This window comes from Streptomyces sp. NPDC001407 (genome assembly GCF_042895325.1).
In the GTDB taxonomy this organism is placed as follows: domain Bacteria; phylum Actinomycetota; class Actinomycetes; order Streptomycetales; family Streptomycetaceae; genus Streptomyces.
In genome coordinates this window covers 1-17,618 of record NZ_JBIAWF010000007.1, presented here as the reverse complement: position 1 = coordinate 17,618, position 17,618 = coordinate 1, and the positions used below count along the sequence as shown (strand labels likewise).

General features: G+C 70.2%; 14 protein-coding genes, 1 rRNA gene, 1 pseudogene and 1 riboswitch. Of the genes and pseudogenes, 3 read left to right on the top strand and 13 right to left on the bottom strand.

All coding sequences use genetic code 11. From position 1 onward, the window contains the following. Window positions 1–26: 26 nt before the first annotated feature. Window positions 27–1,529, bottom strand: a complete 1,503-nt coding sequence (locus tag ACFY1P_RS12370) for a glutamate--cysteine ligase (RefSeq protein ID WP_390750583.1) — start codon at window positions 1,527–1,529, stop codon at window positions 27–29. Window positions 1,530–2,023: 494 nt separating this feature from the next. Between ACFY1P_RS12370 and ACFY1P_RS12365 the strand changes: the two genes are divergently transcribed. Together ACFY1P_RS12365 and ACFY1P_RS12360 are read left to right on the top strand one after the other, a co-directional pair. Beyond that, window positions 2,024–2,611: a hypothetical protein gene (locus ACFY1P_RS12365; RefSeq protein ID WP_361524125.1), complete on the top strand. Its 588-nt coding sequence runs from the start codon at window positions 2,024–2,026 to the stop codon at window positions 2,609–2,611. 307 nt (window positions 2,612–2,918) lie between these two features. Next, the gene (locus ACFY1P_RS12360) at window positions 2,919–3,125 is read left to right on the top strand and encodes a DUF5999 family protein (RefSeq protein ID WP_361524128.1); all 207 of its coding nucleotides are present in this window, start codon (window positions 2,919–2,921) and stop codon (window positions 3,123–3,125) included. 155 nt (window positions 3,126–3,280) lie between these two features. Here the strand turns inward: ACFY1P_RS12360 and gcvP are convergent, their stop codons facing one another. After that, window positions 3,281–6,163: an aminomethyl-transferring glycine dehydrogenase gene (gene gcvP, locus ACFY1P_RS12355; RefSeq protein WP_390750582.1), complete on the bottom strand. Its 2,883-nt coding sequence runs from the start codon at window positions 6,161–6,163 to the stop codon at window positions 3,281–3,283. A gap of 185 nt (window positions 6,164–6,348) precedes the next feature. After that, window positions 6,349–6,456: riboswitch (glycine riboswitch) on the bottom strand. 131 nt (window positions 6,457–6,587) lie between these two features. Between gcvP and ACFY1P_RS12350 the strand changes: the two genes are divergently transcribed. Beyond that, entirely contained in the window at window positions 6,588–7,022 is a 435-nt protein-coding gene (locus tag ACFY1P_RS12350; RefSeq protein ID WP_361524134.1) for a PRC-barrel domain-containing protein, read from the top strand. 7 nt (window positions 7,023–7,029) lie between these two features. Here ACFY1P_RS12350 and ACFY1P_RS12345 read toward each other — a convergent pair. The 11 genes and pseudogenes from ACFY1P_RS12345 to rrf form a co-directional block, all read right to left on the bottom strand. After that, window positions 7,030–8,386, bottom strand: a pseudogene (locus tag ACFY1P_RS12345) (DNA polymerase IV); the annotation flags it as partial. An 80-nt stretch (window positions 8,387–8,466) separates the two neighbouring features. After that, window positions 8,467–9,081: a MerR family transcriptional regulator gene (locus ACFY1P_RS12340; protein ID WP_361524137.1), complete on the bottom strand. Its 615-nt coding sequence runs from the start codon at window positions 9,079–9,081 to the stop codon at window positions 8,467–8,469. A gap of 179 nt (window positions 9,082–9,260) precedes the next feature. Then, window positions 9,261–9,734 carry a bifunctional nuclease family protein gene (locus tag ACFY1P_RS12335; RefSeq protein ID WP_006123076.1) on the bottom strand — a complete coding sequence of 158 codons (474 nt, stop codon included), beginning with the start codon at window positions 9,732–9,734 and terminating at the stop codon, window positions 9,261–9,263. Window positions 9,735–9,786: 52 nt separating this feature from the next. Continuing rightward, a complete protein-coding gene (locus ACFY1P_RS12330; RefSeq protein WP_361524140.1) occupies window positions 9,787–10,560 on the bottom strand; it encodes a MerR family transcriptional regulator in 774 nt (257 codons plus the stop codon). 43 nt (window positions 10,561–10,603) lie between these two features. After that, the gene (locus tag ACFY1P_RS12325) at window positions 10,604–11,449 is read right to left on the bottom strand and encodes an FHA domain-containing protein (RefSeq protein ID WP_390750581.1); all 846 of its coding nucleotides are present in this window, start codon (window positions 11,447–11,449) and stop codon (window positions 10,604–10,606) included. Window positions 11,450–11,582: 133 nt separating this feature from the next. After that, window positions 11,583–12,620 carry a DUF881 domain-containing protein gene (locus ACFY1P_RS12320; RefSeq protein WP_390750580.1) on the bottom strand — a complete coding sequence of 346 codons (1,038 nt, stop codon included), beginning with the start codon at window positions 12,618–12,620 and terminating at the stop codon, window positions 11,583–11,585. Between the two features lie 5 nt (window positions 12,621–12,625). After that, the gene (locus ACFY1P_RS12315) at window positions 12,626–12,958 is read right to left on the bottom strand and encodes a small basic family protein (protein WP_030364457.1); all 333 of its coding nucleotides are present in this window, start codon (window positions 12,956–12,958) and stop codon (window positions 12,626–12,628) included. Next, complete coding sequence (locus tag ACFY1P_RS12310; RefSeq protein WP_361524147.1) at window positions 12,955–13,878, bottom strand: DUF881 domain-containing protein; 924 nt, start codon at window positions 13,876–13,878, stop codon at window positions 12,955–12,957. The genes ACFY1P_RS12315 and ACFY1P_RS12310 overlap by 4 nt, the downstream gene beginning before the upstream one ends. Window positions 13,879–13,968: 90 nt before the next feature. Continuing rightward, window positions 13,969–16,464 (bottom strand): mannose-1-phosphate guanyltransferase, encoded by a 2,496-nt coding sequence (locus ACFY1P_RS12305; protein ID WP_361524150.1) that lies wholly within the window; start codon window positions 16,462–16,464, stop codon window positions 13,969–13,971. A gap of 104 nt (window positions 16,465–16,568) precedes the next feature. Next, a complete protein-coding gene (locus ACFY1P_RS12300) occupies window positions 16,569–17,189 on the bottom strand; it encodes a CDP-alcohol phosphatidyltransferase family protein (protein ID WP_361524152.1) in 621 nt (206 codons plus the stop codon). 165 nt (window positions 17,190–17,354) lie between these two features. After that, window positions 17,355–17,471, bottom strand: a 5S ribosomal RNA gene (gene rrf, locus ACFY1P_RS12295). Window positions 17,472–17,618: the final 147 nt, after the last annotated feature.

Below are 17,618 nucleotides of genomic sequence, written 5' to 3'. Positions count from 1 at the left end.
CGCGGCATGGCCGTACCGAAGGCCCGTCAGTCCCCGGGACCCGTGGGCCACAAGTGCACCGGCTCCCCCGTCCGCATCAGCTCGCAGTACCGGCGCGTGGTCGCGGCCAGCGCCTTGTCCCGCCCCAACCCCCGCTCCCGCGCCCGGTGGTACGTGGCGGCCTGCCAGGAGGCGCCGTTCGCGCGGCGCAGGCAGCGCCCCTCGATGACGCCGAGGTAGCGGTCGCGGTCGGCGGGTTCGATGCCCCACGCGTCGAGCCCGGCGGCGGCCATCGGCAGCAGGTCCTCCAGGACGAGCCGCACGGCCGGCATGCGGGCGAGCGGCGCGTTCCGGCCGCCCTTCGGCCAGCGCAGCCAGGCGTCGATGCCGTGGCGGCAGGCGGTGTCGAAGTTGTCGGCGGCCACCGGGAAGGGCATCCGGGTCCACACCGGCCGGGGTTCCTCCGCGAGCGCGCGGATCAGCCCGTAGTAGAAGGCGACGTTGGCGATGACGTCGGTGACCGTGGGGCCCGCGGGCAGCACGCGGTTCTCGACGCGGAGGTGCGGTACGCCGTCGGCTATTCCGTAGACCGGCCGGTTCCAGCGGTAGACGGTGCCGTTGTGCAGCGTCAGTTCGTGCAGCGCGGGCACCCCGCCCTCCTCCAGCACCCGGAGCGGGTCCTCCTCGTGGGAGATGGGCAGCAGGGGCGGGAAGAAGCGCAGGTTCTCCTCGAAGAGGTCGTACGCCGAATCGATCCAGCGCTCCCCGAACCAGGTCCGCGGCCGGACCCCCTGCGCCTTGAGCTCGGGCGGGCGGGTGTCCGTGGACTGGACGAAGAGGGGCGGCCTGGACTCGCGCCACAGCTCCCGCCCGAAGAGGAAGGGCGAGTTGGCCCCGACGGCGATCTGCGCGGCGGCGACGACCTGGGCGGCGTTCCACACGGCGGCGAACCGGCGCGGGGTGACCTGGAGATGCAACTGCACGGAGGTGCACGCGGATTCGGGGGCGATCGAGCCCGCGGTGCAGGTCAGCCGCTCCACGCCCTCGATGTCGATCGTGAAGTGCTCTCCGCGCGCGGCGACCACCTGGTCGTTGAGGAGGGTGTAGCGGTGGTCGTCGGAGAGGTTCGAGAAGACGAGGTGCCGGTCGTCCAGGGTCGGCAGAATGCCGATCATCACAATCCCGGAATCGACCTCCATGGCCTTGCGGTCGGCATAGGAAAGTCCGGTGCGCAACTCCTCGGCGAGCTGGTCGAGAACGCGGCCGGACAGCCGGTGGGGAACAATGTTCACTTCAAGGTTGAAGCGGCCGAGTTCGGTCTGGAAATCCCCACTGGCGATACGTTTCAGCACTTCGGCGTTCACCATGCTCGGAGTTCCGTCGGACCCCGCGAGATTCAGCTCGATCTCCAGACCCATAAGGTTCCTGGGACGGTCGAACCGCTTCTCCGCCAGCAGCCGCGCCAGCACGTCCAGGCACTGCCGGAGCTTGTCCCGGTGGCGCTGCCGGTCGGCGGGGTAGAACCCCCCGGCCACCAGCTTCTCACCCATCGCAACGCCCTCCTCACCTGGTCGTCCCCGGCGCCGGCGGCCCCGCGTCACGGTCGATGATGCCCAGCCATTGTGATCCATAACGCCCCCGTGGGCACCGCATACGCAGTAGGCTCTGCAAGGGGTGCGCCGTGGCACATTCCGTCGGCATGGTGCAATACTCCGGTTTTGCGCATTGCGCTGGTGATAAACACCGACGAGATCCGGCCTACCCTTCTCGGTAAATAACCCGAGGTGACGGCTTGGAATTCGGCACAGAATCACCGAAATCGACCCGGCGCAGCGCGCCGGATTTCCCCTTGCCGGAAATACTCGCGACAGGTAGCCGAAACACCATGTGAACACGTGTCGTATAAACTGCGGAACAGGGCAGAGAGCAGCGCCCCGGCCCCGCGCAGTCGGTTCGGTCCCCGGCCCCCCTCTGACCCCGCACGCCGACAGCGTCGTCCGCACCTGCCCAGCACCACGGTCTCCGAAGTGAGAGGCGACCCACCATGCCGCTGCATGCCCTCCCCGCCCCCGCGCCCGCCCTGCTCAGCATCGTCGCAGCCCTCGGCTCCCCCTCCGCCGTGCGCGAGGCCCGCACCCCCTCCCTGCGGTCCGCGCAAGGGCCGCTGACCCCCGAACTCCCGCTCCCCGTGCACGTTCTGGAGCAGATCGGCCCGCGCGGCGGCACCCCTCGCACCAAGCTCACCGGCTGGCGTTTCCTGATCCGGGGGCCCGAGCGCGCGGTGGCGGCGGGCGAGACGGCGCCGACCGCCGAGGGCTGGGTGTTCTCCCACTTCTTCGAGGGGCCGTATCTGGCCTCCACCGAGCTCGCGGTGCGCCAGGCCGAGGCGCTGCCGACGCCGTACCAGCCGCGCCTGCTGTCGGTGCCCGAGCTCTACATGCTCACCCTCTGGCTGCACGGTGACCTCGCGGCGGACGCGGCCTCCGGCCTGCCCGGCCCCGGCGACCTGCTGGTGCCGCTCGCCCCGGCGCCGCCCGGCATCGCCGCCCACCGAGCGCACCGCTTCAGCGACCTGCTGTCCGTGCTCACCCACCGGCTCACACCGCCGCCGCTGCTCAAGACCCCGGCCTGAACCCCCTCCGCGAAGGACCGGACACGCCCCGTGGTCACACCCGCCACGGGGCGTACATCTGTGCTCACCCTCCCGGACTAGCCCGTCGCGGCCACCCCGAACCCCCCGAACAGGCAGTCTTGTTGGCAGCAACCGCCCGCATGGGTGATGCGTCCTCTTCGGCAGAGGAGCGCTGCCGGGAAATCCCTGCGGAATCGCGCCCGTGGGGCAACACTGGTATCGACCAAACCATTCGCCAACGGGGGGCGGCATGACCACAGCATCGAGCCGCAGGACAGCCACCACATCAGAGCGAAAGAACCTTCCCATGTGCCAGCACCAGCCCACCTGCCCGTCAGCCGACTCCGCCGACCGGGAGGCCGCCCACCTCGTGGCGCACTTCCCGGAACAGGGCTGGAGCCTGCTGTGCAACGGCGTCCTCTGCTTCGAGGACACCGGGGAGCTGCTGCCGGACGGGCAGATCATCGCCCCGCACCGGCCGCTGGGCAGCGGTCACGTGGTGACCGCTGCCTGAGAGGGCACTACGGCACACGCGGTACGGAAACACACCGCACCGTACGCATACGCACCACGCACAGACAGGGGCCGGCCCGGCGCACATCGCCGAACCGGCCCCGACTCGCGTCCGGCCTCAGGGGACCCGGACAGTGCGCCCGGGCCCCGCTGGGCTCAGTTCTCGTAGTCCTCCATCGGAGGGCAGGAGCAGACGAGGTTGCGGTCGCCGTACGCACCGTCGACGCGGCGCACCGGCGGCCAGTATTTGTCGGCGGACACCCCGGCCGGGTAAGCGGCCTCCTCGCGGGTGTACGGGTGCTCCCACGCGCCGGTCACCGAGGCGGCGGTGTGCGGGGCGTTCCGCAGCGGGTTGTCGTCCTTCGTCCACTCGCCGGAGCCGACCTTCTCGATCTCGGCGCGGATGGCGATCATCGCATCGCAGAAACGATCCAGCTCGGCGAGGTCCTCGCTCTCCGTCGGCTCGATCATCAGGGTGCCCGCGACCGGGAAGGACATGGTCGGCGCGTGGAAGCCGTAGTCGATCAGCCGCTTGGCGACGTCGTCGACGCTCACTCCCGTCGCCTTCGTCAGCGGCCGCAGGTCCACGATGCACTCGTGCGCCACCAGTCCGTTCGGACCGGTGTAGAGCACGGGGTAGTGCGGCTCCAGCCGCTTGGCGATGTAGTTGGCGCCGAGCACCGCGACCTGCGTGGCGCGCTTGAGGCCCGCGCCACCCATCAGCCGGACGTACGCCCAGGAGATCGGCAGGATGCCCGCGGAGCCCCACGGGGCGGCCGAGATCGGGCCGACGCCGGTGGCCGGGCCCGCGGCGGGCTGGAGCGGGTGGTTGGGGAGATACGGCGCCAGGTGGGCGCGCACGGCGACCGGGCCGACGCCCGGACCGCCGCCGCCGTGCGGGATGCAGAACGTCTTGTGCAGGTTGAGGTGCGAGACGTCGCCGCCGAAGCGGCCCGGCTTGGCCACCCCGACCAGGGCGTTGAGGTTCGCCCCGTCCACGTAGACCTGGCCGCCCGCGTCGTGCACCAGCGCGCAGATGTCGCTGATGTGCTCCTCGAACACCCCGTGCGTGGAGGGGTAGGTGACCATCAGGACGGCCAGTTCGTGACCGTACTGCTCTATCTTCGCGCGCAGGTCGTCGGCGTCCACCTCGCCGTCCTCGCCGGTCTTGACGACGACGACCTTCATCCCGGCCATCACGGCGCTGGCGGCGTTGGTGCCGTGCGCGGAGGACGGGATGAGACAGACGGTGCGCTGCTCGTCGCCGTTCGCGCGGTGGTACGCGCGGACGGCCAGCAGGCCCGCGAGCTCGCCCTGGGAGCCGGCGTTCGGCTGGAGGGAGACCTTGTCGTAGCCGGTGATCTCGGCGAGGCGCTCCTCCAGCTCCGTGATCAGCGTGAGATAGCCGTCGGCCTGCGACGCGGGCGCGAAGGGGTGCAGCGCGGCGAACTCCGGCCAGGTCACCGACTCCATCTCGGTGGTGGCGTTGAGCTTCATGGTGCAGGAACCGAGCGGGATCATGCCGCGGTCCAGGGCGTAGTCCCGGTCGGCCAGGCGGCGCAGGTAGCGCAGCATCGCGGTCTCGGAGCGGTGCTCGTGGAAGACCGGGTGGGTGAGGAAGTCGTCGGAGCGCAGCAGGCCCTCGGGGAGCGCGTCCGGCGTGGCTGCGTCCAGCTCCTCGATGTCGGCGTCCACCCCGAACGCCGACCACACGGCGGCCACCAGCTCACGGGTGGTGGTCTCGTCGCACGCGATCCCGACGTGGTCGGCGTCGGCCAGGCGGAGGTTGACGCCGCGCTCGAGTGCACCGGCGACGACCTCGGCGGCGCGGCCGGGGACGCGCACGGTCAGGGTGTCGAAGTACGAGCCGTGCGCGACCTCGACGCCACCGGCCCGCAGCCCCGCCGCGAGCAGCGTGGCGTAGCGGTGCGTGCGCCGGGCGATCGCGGCGAGGCCGTCCGGCCCGTGGTAGACGGCGTACATGCCGGCCATGACGGCGAGCAGCACCTGCGCGGTGCAGATGTTGCTGGTGGCCTTCTCGCGCCGGATGTGCTGCTCACGCGTCTGGAGGGCCAGGCGGTAGGCCTTGTTGCCGTCGGCGTCGACGGAGACGCCGACGAGGCGGCCGGGGAGGCTGCGGGCGAACTGCTCGCGTACGGCCATGAATCCGGCGTGCGGACCGCCGAAGCCCATGGGGACGCCGAAGCGCTGGGTCGTGCCGACCGCGATGTCCGTGCCGAGCGCGCCCGGCGAGGTGAGCAGGGTCAGCGCGAGCAGGTCGGCGGCGACGGTGACGATCGCGCCGAGCTCGTGGGCGCGCTCGATGACCGGCCGCAGGTCGCGCACGGCACCGGAGGCGCCGGGGTACTGGAGCAGCACGCCGAAGACGCCGCGCTCGGCGGCCTCCTCGGGGATGCCCTGCGAGAGGTCGGCGACGACGACCTCGACACCGGTCGGCTCCGCGCGGGTCCGGATGACGGCGACGGTCTGCGGCAGGGTGTCGGCGTCCACGAGGAAGACGCCCTGCTTGACCTTGCCGACGCGGCGGGAGAGCGCCATGGCCTCGGCGGCCGCGGTGCCCTCGTCGAGGAGGGAGGCGCCGGAGGTGGGCAGGCCGGTGAGGTCGGCGACGACGGTCTGGAAGTTGAGGAGCGCCTCCAGCCGGCCCTGGGAGATCTCCGGCTGGTAGGGGGTGTACGCGGTGTACCAGGCCGGGTTCTCCATGACGTTGCGCAGGATCACCGGCGGGGTGAAGGTGCCGTAGTAGCCGAGCCCGATCATCGGGGCGAGCACCTGGTTGCGGTCGGCGAGCGAGCGCAGCTCCGCGAGGACCTCGGCCTCGCTGCGGGCGTCGGGGAGCCCGGACTCCTCGGTGGCCTTGATCACGTCCGGCACGGCGGCGTCGGTGAGTTCGTCGAGGGAGCCGAATCCGACCTGGGCGAGCATCTTGGCCTGGGCCGCGCTGTCGGGCCCTATATGGCGCCGCTCGAAGGGCGTGCCACGCTCCAGGTCGGAAAGGGAGATGCGGTGGGCGGTCATCTGCGGAGGCCTCCTGGTCATTGCGACCTGCGAGGGGTACCACGGCGCGGGTACCCGGACGGCCTCCCCCTCTGTCATCTCAACCTGAGAGCTTCACCGGGCCGCAGGGGCCCGGCTTTCACCGTCGGTGAGGACGGGCTTCGGCGTCGTGCCTGACCGGGGCCCGCCCTGCTTTCCAGAGTGACCTCGTCCGTGCGGTACGTGTGCCTGAGAGATTCCGGGGAGGATTTGCTCCTTCGGCGCCCCCGTCGATGCCCGGCTGGGCTCTCGGAGGACTCTCCCGCACGGGGTCTGCGGCCACTCGCCAGCCTACCAGCGCGGACAGGAGCGGAACCCTCGAGTGGCCGGTTCCCGCTTTGTGCCTTTTCGTTGTTGTCGGGAGGGTCTTGAGGGGTTGCCGAGGCGGTCGAGGGGCACGCGAACCATGGGAGGAACGGTGCAGACCGATATCGATCCACGCAGTCTCATCGGCCGCAAGGCGTTCGACCGTGACGGCTCGAAGATCGGCACCGTGGACGAGGTGTATCTCGACGACGAGACGGGCGAGCCCGAGTGGGCGGCCGTACGGACCGGGCTGTTCAGCCGGGACGTCTTCGTGCCGCTGGAGCCCAGCGAGGTCGTGGACGACGCCCTGCGCGTCCCCTACGAACGCGCCCTGATCAAGGACGCCCCGGACTTCGGGGTCGGCCGGCACCTCTCCCCCGAGCAGGAGCTCCAGCTCTACCACCACTACGGACTCGCCCTCCCCACGGCGGGCTCACCGCCGGCCGGCGACGCCGGTGGCGCCGGGTCCGGGCCGGACGAGCGGGCCGGCGAGGGTCTCGGCACCGTCAACGGCTCCGGCGGCTCGGGCGGCTGATCCCCGGTCCGGATCAGCGGCAGGGGCTCCGCCGGCTCCAGCGCGGGGTCGTCGACGGCGAAGGTGCGCACTCTCCCCGGCGTCGACCAGGGCTGTTCGAAGCGGACGGTGACGCGCCCGACCCCGCTGCCCTGGATCCAGCCCGCCCCGAACTCCGCGTGCCGCACGTCCAGCCCCGGCAGCCAGCGGCGCGGCGGATGCGACTCGGCGGCCTCGGGCACCTCGGCGGGCTCCTCGCCCTCGGTCTGGTGGATCTCCGCCGCGGCCGCTTCGGCAGCGGCCGCCGCCTCGCTCGCGGCCTGGGCGAAGAGATCCTCCTGGGTGTAGTCGGCGAGGCCCGTGACGCCGACGCCCAGGAGCCGTACGCCCGCCGTCGTGTCCACGCCCTCCAGCAGCCGCCCCGCCGCCTCCCGCACCACGCCGAGGTCGTCGGTCGGCCCGCGCAGCGTCTCCGAGCGGGTCAGGGTGGAGAAGTCGTAGCGCCGCACCTTGATCACGACCGTCCGCCCCGAGCGCCCGGCCGCGCGCAGCCGCTGGACACATCGCTCGGCGAGCCGGGCGAGCTCCAGCTGGACGCGGACGCGGTCGGTCAGATCCTCTTCGAAGGTGTCCTCCACCGACACCGACTTGGCGTCCCGCTCGGCGACGACGGGCCGGTCGTCATGGCCGGTGGCCAGCGCGTACAGCCCGGCGCCGTGGGCCTTGCCCAGCAGCCGCACCAGCTCCGCCTCGCCGGCCTCACCGGTCTCCGCGACCGTCGTGATGCCCGCGCGGCGCAGCGTCTCCGCGGTGGCCGGGCCCACGCCGGGGATGGCGCGGACGGACATCGGGCCCAGCAGCTCGGCCTCGGTGCCCGGCTCGATGAGGAACAGGCCGTCGGGCTTGGCCCGCTCCGAGGCGATCTTGGCGAACATCTTGGACCCGGCGAGCCCCACCGAGCCGCTCAGGCCCGTCGCCGCGCGGATGTCCCGGCGCAGCCGCTCCCCCACGGCGCGGACCGCGGCCACGGAGGGCTCGGTGCCGCCCGCTTCGAGGTCCACGAACGCCTCGTCGAGGCTGAGCGGCTCCACCAGCGGCGAGAGCTCACCCAGCAACCCCATCACCACCTCGCTCACCTCGCGGTAGAGCGTGAACCGCGGGGTGAGATAGGCGGCGTTGGGACACAGCCTGCGCGCCTGGGCGGTGGCCATCGCCGAGTGGACGCCGAAGACGCGCGCCTCGTAGGAAGCCGTGGCGACCACGCCGCGCGGGCCGATCCCGCCGACCACCACGGGCTTTCCGCGCAGACTCGGCTTGGCCGCCTGCTCCGCCGAGGCGTAGAAGGCGTCCATGTCCAGGTGCAGGATCGTCGGTGCGGACCTCACACCACTGATGTTCCCGCACACCACTGACAATCGCGCTGACGTGCGACGGAGCGTCGGCGGCGGGCCCGCGCCCTGGGCCTTCAGACCGCGCGGTTGCGGCGCCTCGCCAGCTCGTCGGCGGGGTTGTGGCCGATCAGGGTCTCGCCCGTGTCCACCCGCTCGCCGTGCAGCTGGGAGAGCACGTGCTCGATGTCGCGCCAGACGACGCCCACGGCGATCCCGAAGACGCCCTGGCCGCCCTGGAGCAGGTCGACGACCTCGTCCGGCGAGGTGCACTCGTAGACCGTGGCGCCGTCGCTCATCAGCGTCATCTGCGGGAGGTCCCCCATCCCGCGGGCCCGCAGGTGCTGCACGGCCGTGCGGATGTTCTGCAGGGAGACCCCCGCATCCAGCAGCCGTTTCACGATCTTGAGGACGACCACGTCCCGGAAGCTGTAGAGCCGCTGGCTCCCCGAGCCGTAGGCCGGCCGTACGCTCGGCTCGACCAGGCCCGTACGCGCCCAGTAGTCGAGCTGCCGATAGGTGATGCCCGCCGCGGCGCACGCCGTCGGCCCCCGATACCCGATCTTGTCGGTGTCCGGCCCCTGCGGGGTGCTGACCGCCGCCGGGACGGTATGACGGGAGGGCTGTTCGACCGTTCCCCCATACAGCGGATACGGACTGCCGACCGCTGTACCGTCGCCCATGCTTCTCACGCCGACCTCCGTCCTTGACCTGCCTTCTCGACGGTAGGCAGTCACCCGGGGCGCGTCAACGATCGCCACACTCGGCACGCCGAGTGATAATCACCCAGAGAGTGGTTTTACGTATCCGTGTGCCGGGAAAGGCTAATCGAATGCGCCGCGCCCGCCACACCGGAGGGGCGCCGCAGGCCTCACTGGCTGTTGGTGCCGAAGTCCTCGGGCGAGATCTGGTCGAGGAACTCGCGGAACTTCTCGACCTCGTCCTCCTGCTCGTCCGGGATGGCGATCCCGGCGTCGTCGAGCACGCCGTCGCTGCCGTAGATCGGCGTACCGGTGCGCAGTGCCAGCGCTATGGCGTCGGACGGCCTGGCGCTGACCTCCACCCCGCTGGCGAAGACGAGCTCCGCGTAGAACACGCCTTCGCGCAGGTCCGTGATGCGGACCTCCGTGAGCTCCTGCCCCACAGCTTCCAGCACGTCCTTGAACAGGTCGTGGGTCAGCGGACGGGCCGGCGCCATGCCCTGCTGGGCGAAGGCGATCGCCGTCGCCTCTCCCGGTCCGATCCAGATCGGGAGGTATCGATCGCCTCCCACTTCACGCAGGAGCACGATCGGCTGGTTGGAGGGCATTTCCACCCGGACACCCACGACATCGAGCTCGTTCACACAGCAACCCTAGGACGTGCCCGGCCGGTTTGGGTAGTCGGGCACTCGCCGGTCAGTGCGAACGCGTCCGCAGCGCGGCCTGAACGAGTGCTGCGTGCAGGCGTACGGAGAGCGCCGCGAGCTCCCGCGTGGTGGCCTCGGCGTGGGCCCTGGTCTGCGGGTTACGGTGCCTGCGCAGCGGTGCGACCACCTGTTCGACCAGCCCGGCCTGGCGGTCGGCGGCGGCCTTCATGGCGCGAAGGTGCCGGGGCTCCAGGCCGAACCGCCCGAGGTCCGTCACGAGCTTCGCGACATTGACCGAATCCACGTCGAATCCGCCGTCCGGGTGGGCGGCGATCAGGCCGTACGACTCCCACTCCGCCAGCTCACTCTCCGTGACGCCGGTGGCGCTCAGGAGCTCCGGCCTGCCGAGGCGGGCGGCCGTGGGGCGCTCGAAGGCCGCCACAGCGACCTCACCCGCCCCCTGAGCCCCGTCGGAGGGGCCGTCGAGGCCAGGTGCCTGACCGGCGGCCGGGAGCTGCACCTGCTCGCCCCTGGCGAGCGCGTCGAGGTGCTCCCTGATGACCCGCAGCGGCAGATAGTGGTCGCGCTGCATGCGCAGCACATAACCCAGCCGCTCCACGTCCTGTGCGCTGAACTTCCGGTATCCGGAGGGCGTGCGCTGAGGCTCGACCAGGCCCTCCGACTCCAGGAAACGAATCTTGGAGATCGTGACCTCGGGGAATTCCTCACGCAGCAGACTGAGCACCGTACCGATGCTCACCAGTCGCCCTTCGACACCGGCGGCACCGGTTGACCCGGCGCCGCCTGACGGTGTTCGCAGCATGGCCCTTCCCTGGAGGTCCCCCCGGACGGCGTCCGGGACGGGTTCAGATCCCCCGCTGGCTGCCGTAGAAGACCAGACGGTACTTACCGATCTGCACTTCGTCGCCGTTGGACAGCTCGACCGAGTCGATCCGCTCCCGGTTCACATAGGTGCCGTTGAGGCTGCCGACGTCCGCGACGGTGAAGCCGCCGTTCTGCCCACGGCGGAATTCCACATGCCGGCGCGAGACGGTGACGTCGTCGAGGAAAATGTCGCTCTGCGGGTGACGGCCCGCGGTGGTCAGGTCGCCGTCCAGCAGGAACCGGCTGCCGGAGTTGGGCCCGCGGCGGACCACCAGCAGCGCCGAGCCCAGCGGAAGGGCGTCGACGGCCGCCTGGGCCTCGGGCGAGAGGGTCGGGATCGGCGTCTGACCGGTGGTCTCGGAGTCGTACGCCTCGAGACCGGAGATGGAGATGGTCGAGGTCGTCTCGGAAGCCCGCTCCGCCACGGCCCCGGGACGCAGCGGCGCCCCGCAGTTGGAGCAGAACCGACTGGCCTCGGCATTGCGATGGCCACACCTCGTACACACCGGCAAGGCAAACCCTCCACCCGCACTTGAGGTCGCTGGTGCCCCGAAACCTATGCGTCCTGCCGCGGAAGGGTCAACAGCGGACGCGCCGGACCCTCCCGAAATGTCTCCTCCGGGCGCATCCACCTGGTCCCGGAACAGCGGGCGCCCCTCCTGGGCACCTTCCGCGCCTTCCACGGGGCGCGACGCCCGGTGGCGGGCCGAGCCGCTGCCACCCTCCTGGCGTGCGCTCTTGCCGAACAACTTCGCAAACAACTTCACGGGCGATTCCCCTTGACCGAAACAGACCCGCCCGTGGGGCAGGACGAACCCTCGATGCACACACCGTCCGACCTGGACATCCTTACAACGTCCGTGGTCAACAGACAGTTTCCACCACGCACCCTCGACTTGGTGCGCCGACCCCCCGCAACCTCCTGGCCTCCGCTCGAAGCCCCCGGACCCGCCCGTCTCACTACGATGACGACCGAGCGTAGTCAGGCCGCTTCGCCGGGCGCAAGGCATCCACAATGATCTTCTCAGACCTGCTGACCGAGACGCCCGCCTGCTCCTTCTCCAGAGTCTGCACGACACCACCAGGGATGTTCAGGGCCGGCTCCAGGTCCTGCGGCTTGCCGATCACCTTGAACAGATAAGGCTGCGAGACCTTTTTGCCGTCGATCTCCACCTTCCCCGCGGCGCCCGAGAAATACGTGTCGGCGGTGACCCGTACGTCATTGATCTGGATCGCCTCCGCGCCCGCCGCCCGCAGCTCCTGGATCGTGTCCAGCAGCTTGTCCGGCTCGACCGACCCCTTGGGGTCGCTCACCGTGAGCTCGATGCCGGGCCCCTGCGCCGCGACCGTGCCCGCGAGCACGCCGAGCTGCTGCTCCTTCTGCGCGGTCTGCTTACGGGCCTCGGCGGCCTGGTTGGAGCTGCTCTCCAGCTCCGTCCGCTGGTTCTCCAGCCGCCGCTTCTCGTCCTCGAGGCGCTTGGTGCGGTTGTCCAGCTCGTCCAGGATCCGTACGAGATCCTCCTGCCGGGCGCCCCGCAGAGCGCTGTTGTCGCTCGTCGAACGGACCTGGATGGCAAGGCCCAGACCGAGCACGCAGAGCAGCACGGCGACCGTGAGCTGGGCCCGCGTCAGCCGCGGTGGCCAGAGCCCCTTCAACAGCCGCTGACGCCCGGTCAACGGCTCCGGCGCGGCCGTCCCTTCCGGTGGCGGCGGCGCAGCCTCGGGCTCGGGCTCGGGCTCGGCCTCGCGCTCGGCTTCGGCGGGAGGCGCGGGCTCCGGCTCCGGCTCGGCACCGGCCTGTGCCGCGCCGTCCGGCTCACCGGGCACGGCGGAAGCAGCCGCTCCGCCCGACTGCGCGCCCTCGGGCTCGTCAGCCGGCCGCTCGGACCTGCCGGGCTTGTCGGACTCCTTCTCCGGCCCGTTCCCGGGCTTCGGCTCGCCGGGCTTCGCCGGGCCGCCCGCCGGGGTCGGCTCCTCGGGCGTGTCGTCGGTGCTCATCGGCCTCACGCCCGGAAGACATGCCGCCGGATGGCGGCCGCGTTGGAGAAGATGCGGATGCCCAGGACCACCACGACACCGGTGGACAGCTGCGCGCCGACCCCGAGCTTGTCGCCCAGGAAGACGATCAGGGCGGCCACCACGACGTTGGACAGGAAGGAGACGACGAACACCTTGTCGTCGAAGATCCCGTCCAGCATCGCCCGGAGGCCGCCGAACACCGCGTCGAGCGCCGCCACGACGGCGATGGGGAGGTAGGGCTCGACCACCGTCGGCACCACGGGTCGGACGACGAGGCCCACCACGACTCCCACGACGAGGCCCAATACGGCGATCACGATGTGCCCTTCCCTGTGTCGGCGCCGCGCTCTGCCACGGCACCCTCCTGCGGCTTCGCTGTTCGTACGATCAGGCTCGGCGCGGCCGGCAGCCGTACCTCGCCCTGAGCGGAAATGCTGGTGCGGATCCCGTAGTTCTGCTGCAAGGCACGCAGATAGAGCCCGTCGGCGCTGTTCTGGAACGCGCTGCTCAGGCGGTCCCCGTCACCGATCGCCAGCACCGTGTACGGCGGCGCCAACGGCTTGTTGTCGACCAGTATGGCGTCACCGGCGGCCCTGATCGCGGACAGCGCGGTCAGCCGCTGCCCGTTCACCGCGATCGCCTCGGCGCCCGACTGCCACAGACCGTTGACGATGCGCTGCATGTCCCGGTCACGCACCCGGCCCGTGTCGGAGAAGCCGTTGCTCTCCCGCGGGCCATTGCCGGCGCCCTGCTTGGTCTGCTTGGCGTCGTCCACGACGAGCTTGACGCCGGGGCCCTGCACCGCGGTGGCACCCGCGAGCAGGGCCACCAACTCGGCCTTGTCCCCGCCGTGTTTCTGCAGCACGTCGCGCTGCTTGTTGCCGACCGCGTCCCGCAGGGTGTCGACGTTCTTCTGGAGCGCGTCGGCGCCCGAGGACTCCCTGTTGATGCGGTCGATCAGCTGCTGGCGCTCCTTGGCCAGCGTCGGTGCCGATATCCGCGCCTGCGCCGCCCCCAGTGTCACCACCACCGCGGCGAGCAGCAACGCGGCGGCGAGCCCCAACTTGGCGCGGAGCCTGGTCGGCAGCCCCTTGCCGCCCTCGGCCTCCCGCCGGGCCGCCGCCTCGGCATACCCCTCGTCGAGGCTGTGGTCCATCACATTGGTCAGCAGCGACATGGAGGCATCGGGGCGCGGGGGCGGCGATGGCGTCGTCCGAACGGGGGGCTGCTGCGACATGCCGCACATCGTCGCACGTCGGCGGCGCCGTCTCCCAATGGCCCCACCGGCGTGCCGGATCGGGAACGAGGAGACGGCGCCCGCCCGGGCTCAGCGCCCGGCGCCGTCCACGACCGCCGACCACTCGTCGAGCAGCGCCTGCGCCGAGGCGTCGTCAGGGCCCTCCGCCCAGAGGTGCGTCACGGCCTCAGCGGGGTCGGGGAGGACCATCACCCAGCGGCCGTCGGCCTCGACCACCCGCACGCCGTCGGTCGTGTCCACGGACCGGTCACCGGCCGCCTCGACCACATGACGCATCACCAGTCCCTTGACCGCCCATGGCGTCGCGAGGTCACGACGCAGCACATGGGCCCGCGGAATCCTGGCGTCTATCTGGCTGAGCGTGAGCTGAGTGCGCGCCACGAGCCCGATCAGGCGGACGAACGCGGCCGTGCCGTCGAAGACACTGCTGGACTCCGGCACGATGAACCCGCCTCGCCCGTCACCCCCGAAGATGGTGGTCTCCGCGCGGCCGACCCTGGTCAGGTCGTCGGGCGAGGTGGTCGTCCACTCCACCTGCGTACCGTGGTACGCGGCCACTTGCTCGGCGATCCGGGTCGTGGTCACGGGCAGCGCCACCTTCCCGCTGCGCCGCTCGGCGGCCACCAGGTCCAGGAGCACCAGCAGCGCCCGGTCGTCCTCGACGATGCGGCCGCGCTCGTCGACGAGGGAGATGCGCTCGCCGACCGGGTCGAACCGCACGCCGAAGGCGGCACGTGCCGAGGCGACGATCTCACCCAGCCGCACCAGGCCGGCCCGCCGGGCGTCGGCCGTCTCGGTCGGGCGGGACTCGTCGAGCCCGGGGTTGATGGTGAACGCGTCCACGCCGAGCCGGCCCAGCAGGCTGGGCAGCACCAGGCCCGCGCTGCCGTTCGACGCGTCGACGACGACCTTCAGCTCGGCCTCCGCGACCCCACTGGTGTCCACGGACCTCAGCAGCGATCCCGTGTAGGAGTCGTAGACGCTGGAGGGGAACGACAGGTCGCCGATCTCACCGGGGAAGGCACGCCGGTACTCCTGGCGGGCGTAGACCCGGTCGAGCTTGCGCTGGCCCGCCTGGGAGAGGTCGGCGCCGCGCTCGTCGAAGAACATGATGTCCACCGAGTCCGGCACGCCCGGCGACGTACGGATCATGATGCCGCCGGCGCTGCCCCGTGCGGTCTGCTGACGCGCGACCGGCAGCGGCACGTTCTCCAGGTCCCGTACGTCTATGGCGCTGGCCTGGAGCGCGGAGATCACCGCGCGCTTGAGCGCCCGGGCACCGCGGGAGTGGTCACGCGCGGTGGTGACCGTTGATCCCTTCTTGAGAGTGGTGGCGTACGCGCCGGCGAGCCGCACCGCGAGCTCGGGGGTGATCTCGACATTGAGGATGCCGGAGACCCCACGCGTGCCGAAGAGATGGGCCTGGCCCCGGGACTCCCAGATGACCGAGGTGTTGACGAACGCGCCGGCCTCGATCGTCTTGAACGGGTAGACGCGGACGTTGCCCTGAATAATCGATTCCTCGCCGATGAGGCACTCGTCGCCGATCACGGCGCCGTCCTCGATGCGGGCGGCCCGCATGATGTCGGTGTTCTTGCCGATCACGCAGCCGCGCAGATTGCTCTGCTGGCCGATGTAGACGTTGTCGTGGACGACGGCCTTGTGCAGGAAGGCACCGCTCTTGACGACCACGTTGGAGCCCACGACGGTGTGCTCACGGATCTCGGCGTCGGCCTCGACCTTCGCGTAGTCGCCGATATAGAGCGGGCCGCGCAGCACGGCGTCGGGATGGACCTCGGCGCCCTCGGCCACCCACACGCCCGGCGAGATCTCGAAACCGTCTATGTCGACGTCGACTCTGCCTTCGAGGACGTCGGCCTGGGCCTTGCCATAGCTCTCGTGGGTGCCGACGTCCTCCCAATAGCCCTCGGCGACATAGCCGTAGATCGGCTTGCCGTCCTTCATCAGCTGGGGGAAGACATCGCCCGACCAGTCGACCGGCACATCGGGCTGGACGTAGTCGAAGACCTCCGGCTCCATGACGTAGATGCCGGTGTTCACGGTGTCGGAGAAGACCTGGCCCCAGGTGGGCTTTTCCAGGAAGCGCTCGACCTTGCCGTCGTCGTCGACGATGGTGATGCCGAATTCCAGTGGGTTGGGCACCCGGGTGAGACAGACGGTGACCAGGGCGCCTTTGGCCTTGTGGAAACGGATCAGGTCGGTCAGGTCGAAATCGGTGAGGGCGTCTCCGGAGATCACCAGAAAGGCGTCGTCCTTGAGCGCTTCCTCGGCATTCTTGACGCTGCCCGCGGTGCCGAGTGGCTTTTCCTCATTGGCGTAGGTGAGCTCCATGCCGAGCTCCTCGCCGTCCCCGAAGTAGTTCTTGACGAGGGAGGCGAGGAACTGCACGGTCACCACGGTCTCGGTGAGCCCGTGCCGTTTGAGCAGTCTCAGCACATGCTCCATGATCGGCCGGTTGGCCACCGGCAGGAGCGGCTTGGGCATGCTCGAGGTCATGGGGCGAAGCCGCGTGCCTTCGCCACCGGCCATCACGACGGCCTTCATGTCGGAAGCGTCCTCCTTGAGAGACGACGGTCATCCCGACTGCACCCGCCCGGGCCGGTCTGCGTAACGCGCATACGACATCCGGCCCTGCTGGGGCACTTGAACTACGGCGAGGCCAGTCGGGTCTGTCGGTCCGTCTTGACGAGTCGGCGGACCTGAACCACATAGAGGATTCCTGCCCACCAATAGAGGGTTGTACCCCATCCGGCGAACGCCCATCCGAAAATCGCCGCGAGTGAGCGCAACAGGCCCTCACCCTCACTGAGAAGCAGCAACGGGAACGCGTACATCAGATTGAACGTGGCGGCCTTGCCGAGGAAGTTGACCTGCGGCGGCGGATAGCCGTGGCGGCGCAGAATCCACACCATGACCAGCAGCATCGCTTCGCGTGCCAGAAGGGCGGCGGTGAGCCAGAGCGGAAGGATCTCCCGCCAGGTGAGGCCGACCAGCGTGGAAAGGATGTAGAGCCGGTCGGCGGCAGGGTCGAGGAGCCGGCCGAGGCTGCTGATCTGATTCCAGCGTCGGGCGAGCTTTCCGTCGAGGTAATCACTGATCCCGCTCAGCGCGAGCACCAGCAACGCCCATCCGTCACTGCGCGGGCCACCGAACTCCGGCCGGAGGATCAGCCACAGGAAGAGAGGAACGCCGAGCAGGCGAGCCATGCTGAGGATGTTCGGGATGGTGAGGACGCGGTCGGTCTGTACGCGCGTCTCCTGGACCTCCACCCGGGGGCCTCCTGTGGGGATATGTACCAACGATGCCTCATGACCCTACCCTCAGTCGCGACCGCACCGTGCAGAGGGGTCGGGGCGGGCTCGCAATGAATGCGCCATAAACGCAAAAATGCCTCAGGCCCCGGGTCTATGACCCAGGGCCTGAGGCTAAAATTTGTTCGGCGGCGTCCTACTCTCCCACACGGTCCCCCATGCAGTACCATCGGCGCTGAAAGGCTTAGCTTCCGGGTTCGGAATGTAACCGGGCGTTTCCCTAACGCTATGACCACCGAAACACTATGAAGTTAACCAACCGGACAACAACACGGTCGTTACTTCAGAACCTACACAGTGGACGCGAGCAACTGAGGACAAGCCCTCGGCCTATTAGTACCAGTCAGCTCCAACCGTTACCGGTCTTCCACACCTGGCCTATCAACC

Bases quoted from the DNA above. Each gene is read 5' to 3' on its own strand.
- ACFY1P_RS12350 (WP_361524134.1), top strand. From the start codon at position 6,588: ATGGGAGGAACGGTGCAGACCGATATCGATCCACGCAGTCTCATCGGC.
- ACFY1P_RS12330 (WP_361524140.1), bottom strand. From the start codon at position 10,560: ATGCTGCGAACACCGTCAGGCGGCGCCGGGTCAACCGGTGCCGCCGGT.
- ACFY1P_RS12365 (WP_361524125.1), top strand. From the start codon at position 2,024: ATGCCGCTGCATGCCCTCCCCGCCCCCGCGCCCGCCCTGCTCAGCATC.
- ACFY1P_RS12320 (WP_390750580.1), bottom strand. From the start codon at position 12,620: ATGAGCACCGACGACACGCCCGAGGAGCCGACCCCGGCGGGCGGCCCG.
- ACFY1P_RS12360 (WP_361524128.1), top strand. From the start codon at position 2,919: ATGTGCCAGCACCAGCCCACCTGCCCGTCAGCCGACTCCGCCGACCGG.
- gcvP (WP_390750582.1), bottom strand. From the start codon at position 6,163: ATGACCGCCCACCGCATCTCCCTTTCCGACCTGGAGCGTGGCACGCCC.
- ACFY1P_RS12370 (WP_390750583.1), bottom strand. From the start codon at position 1,529: ATGGGTGAGAAGCTGGTGGCCGGGGGGTTCTACCCCGCCGACCGGCAG.
- ACFY1P_RS12310 (WP_361524147.1), bottom strand. From the start codon at position 13,878: ATGTCGCAGCAGCCCCCCGTTCGGACGACGCCATCGCCGCCCCCGCGC.
- ACFY1P_RS12305 (WP_361524150.1), bottom strand. From the start codon at position 16,464: ATGAAGGCCGTCGTGATGGCCGGTGGCGAAGGCACGCGGCTTCGCCCC.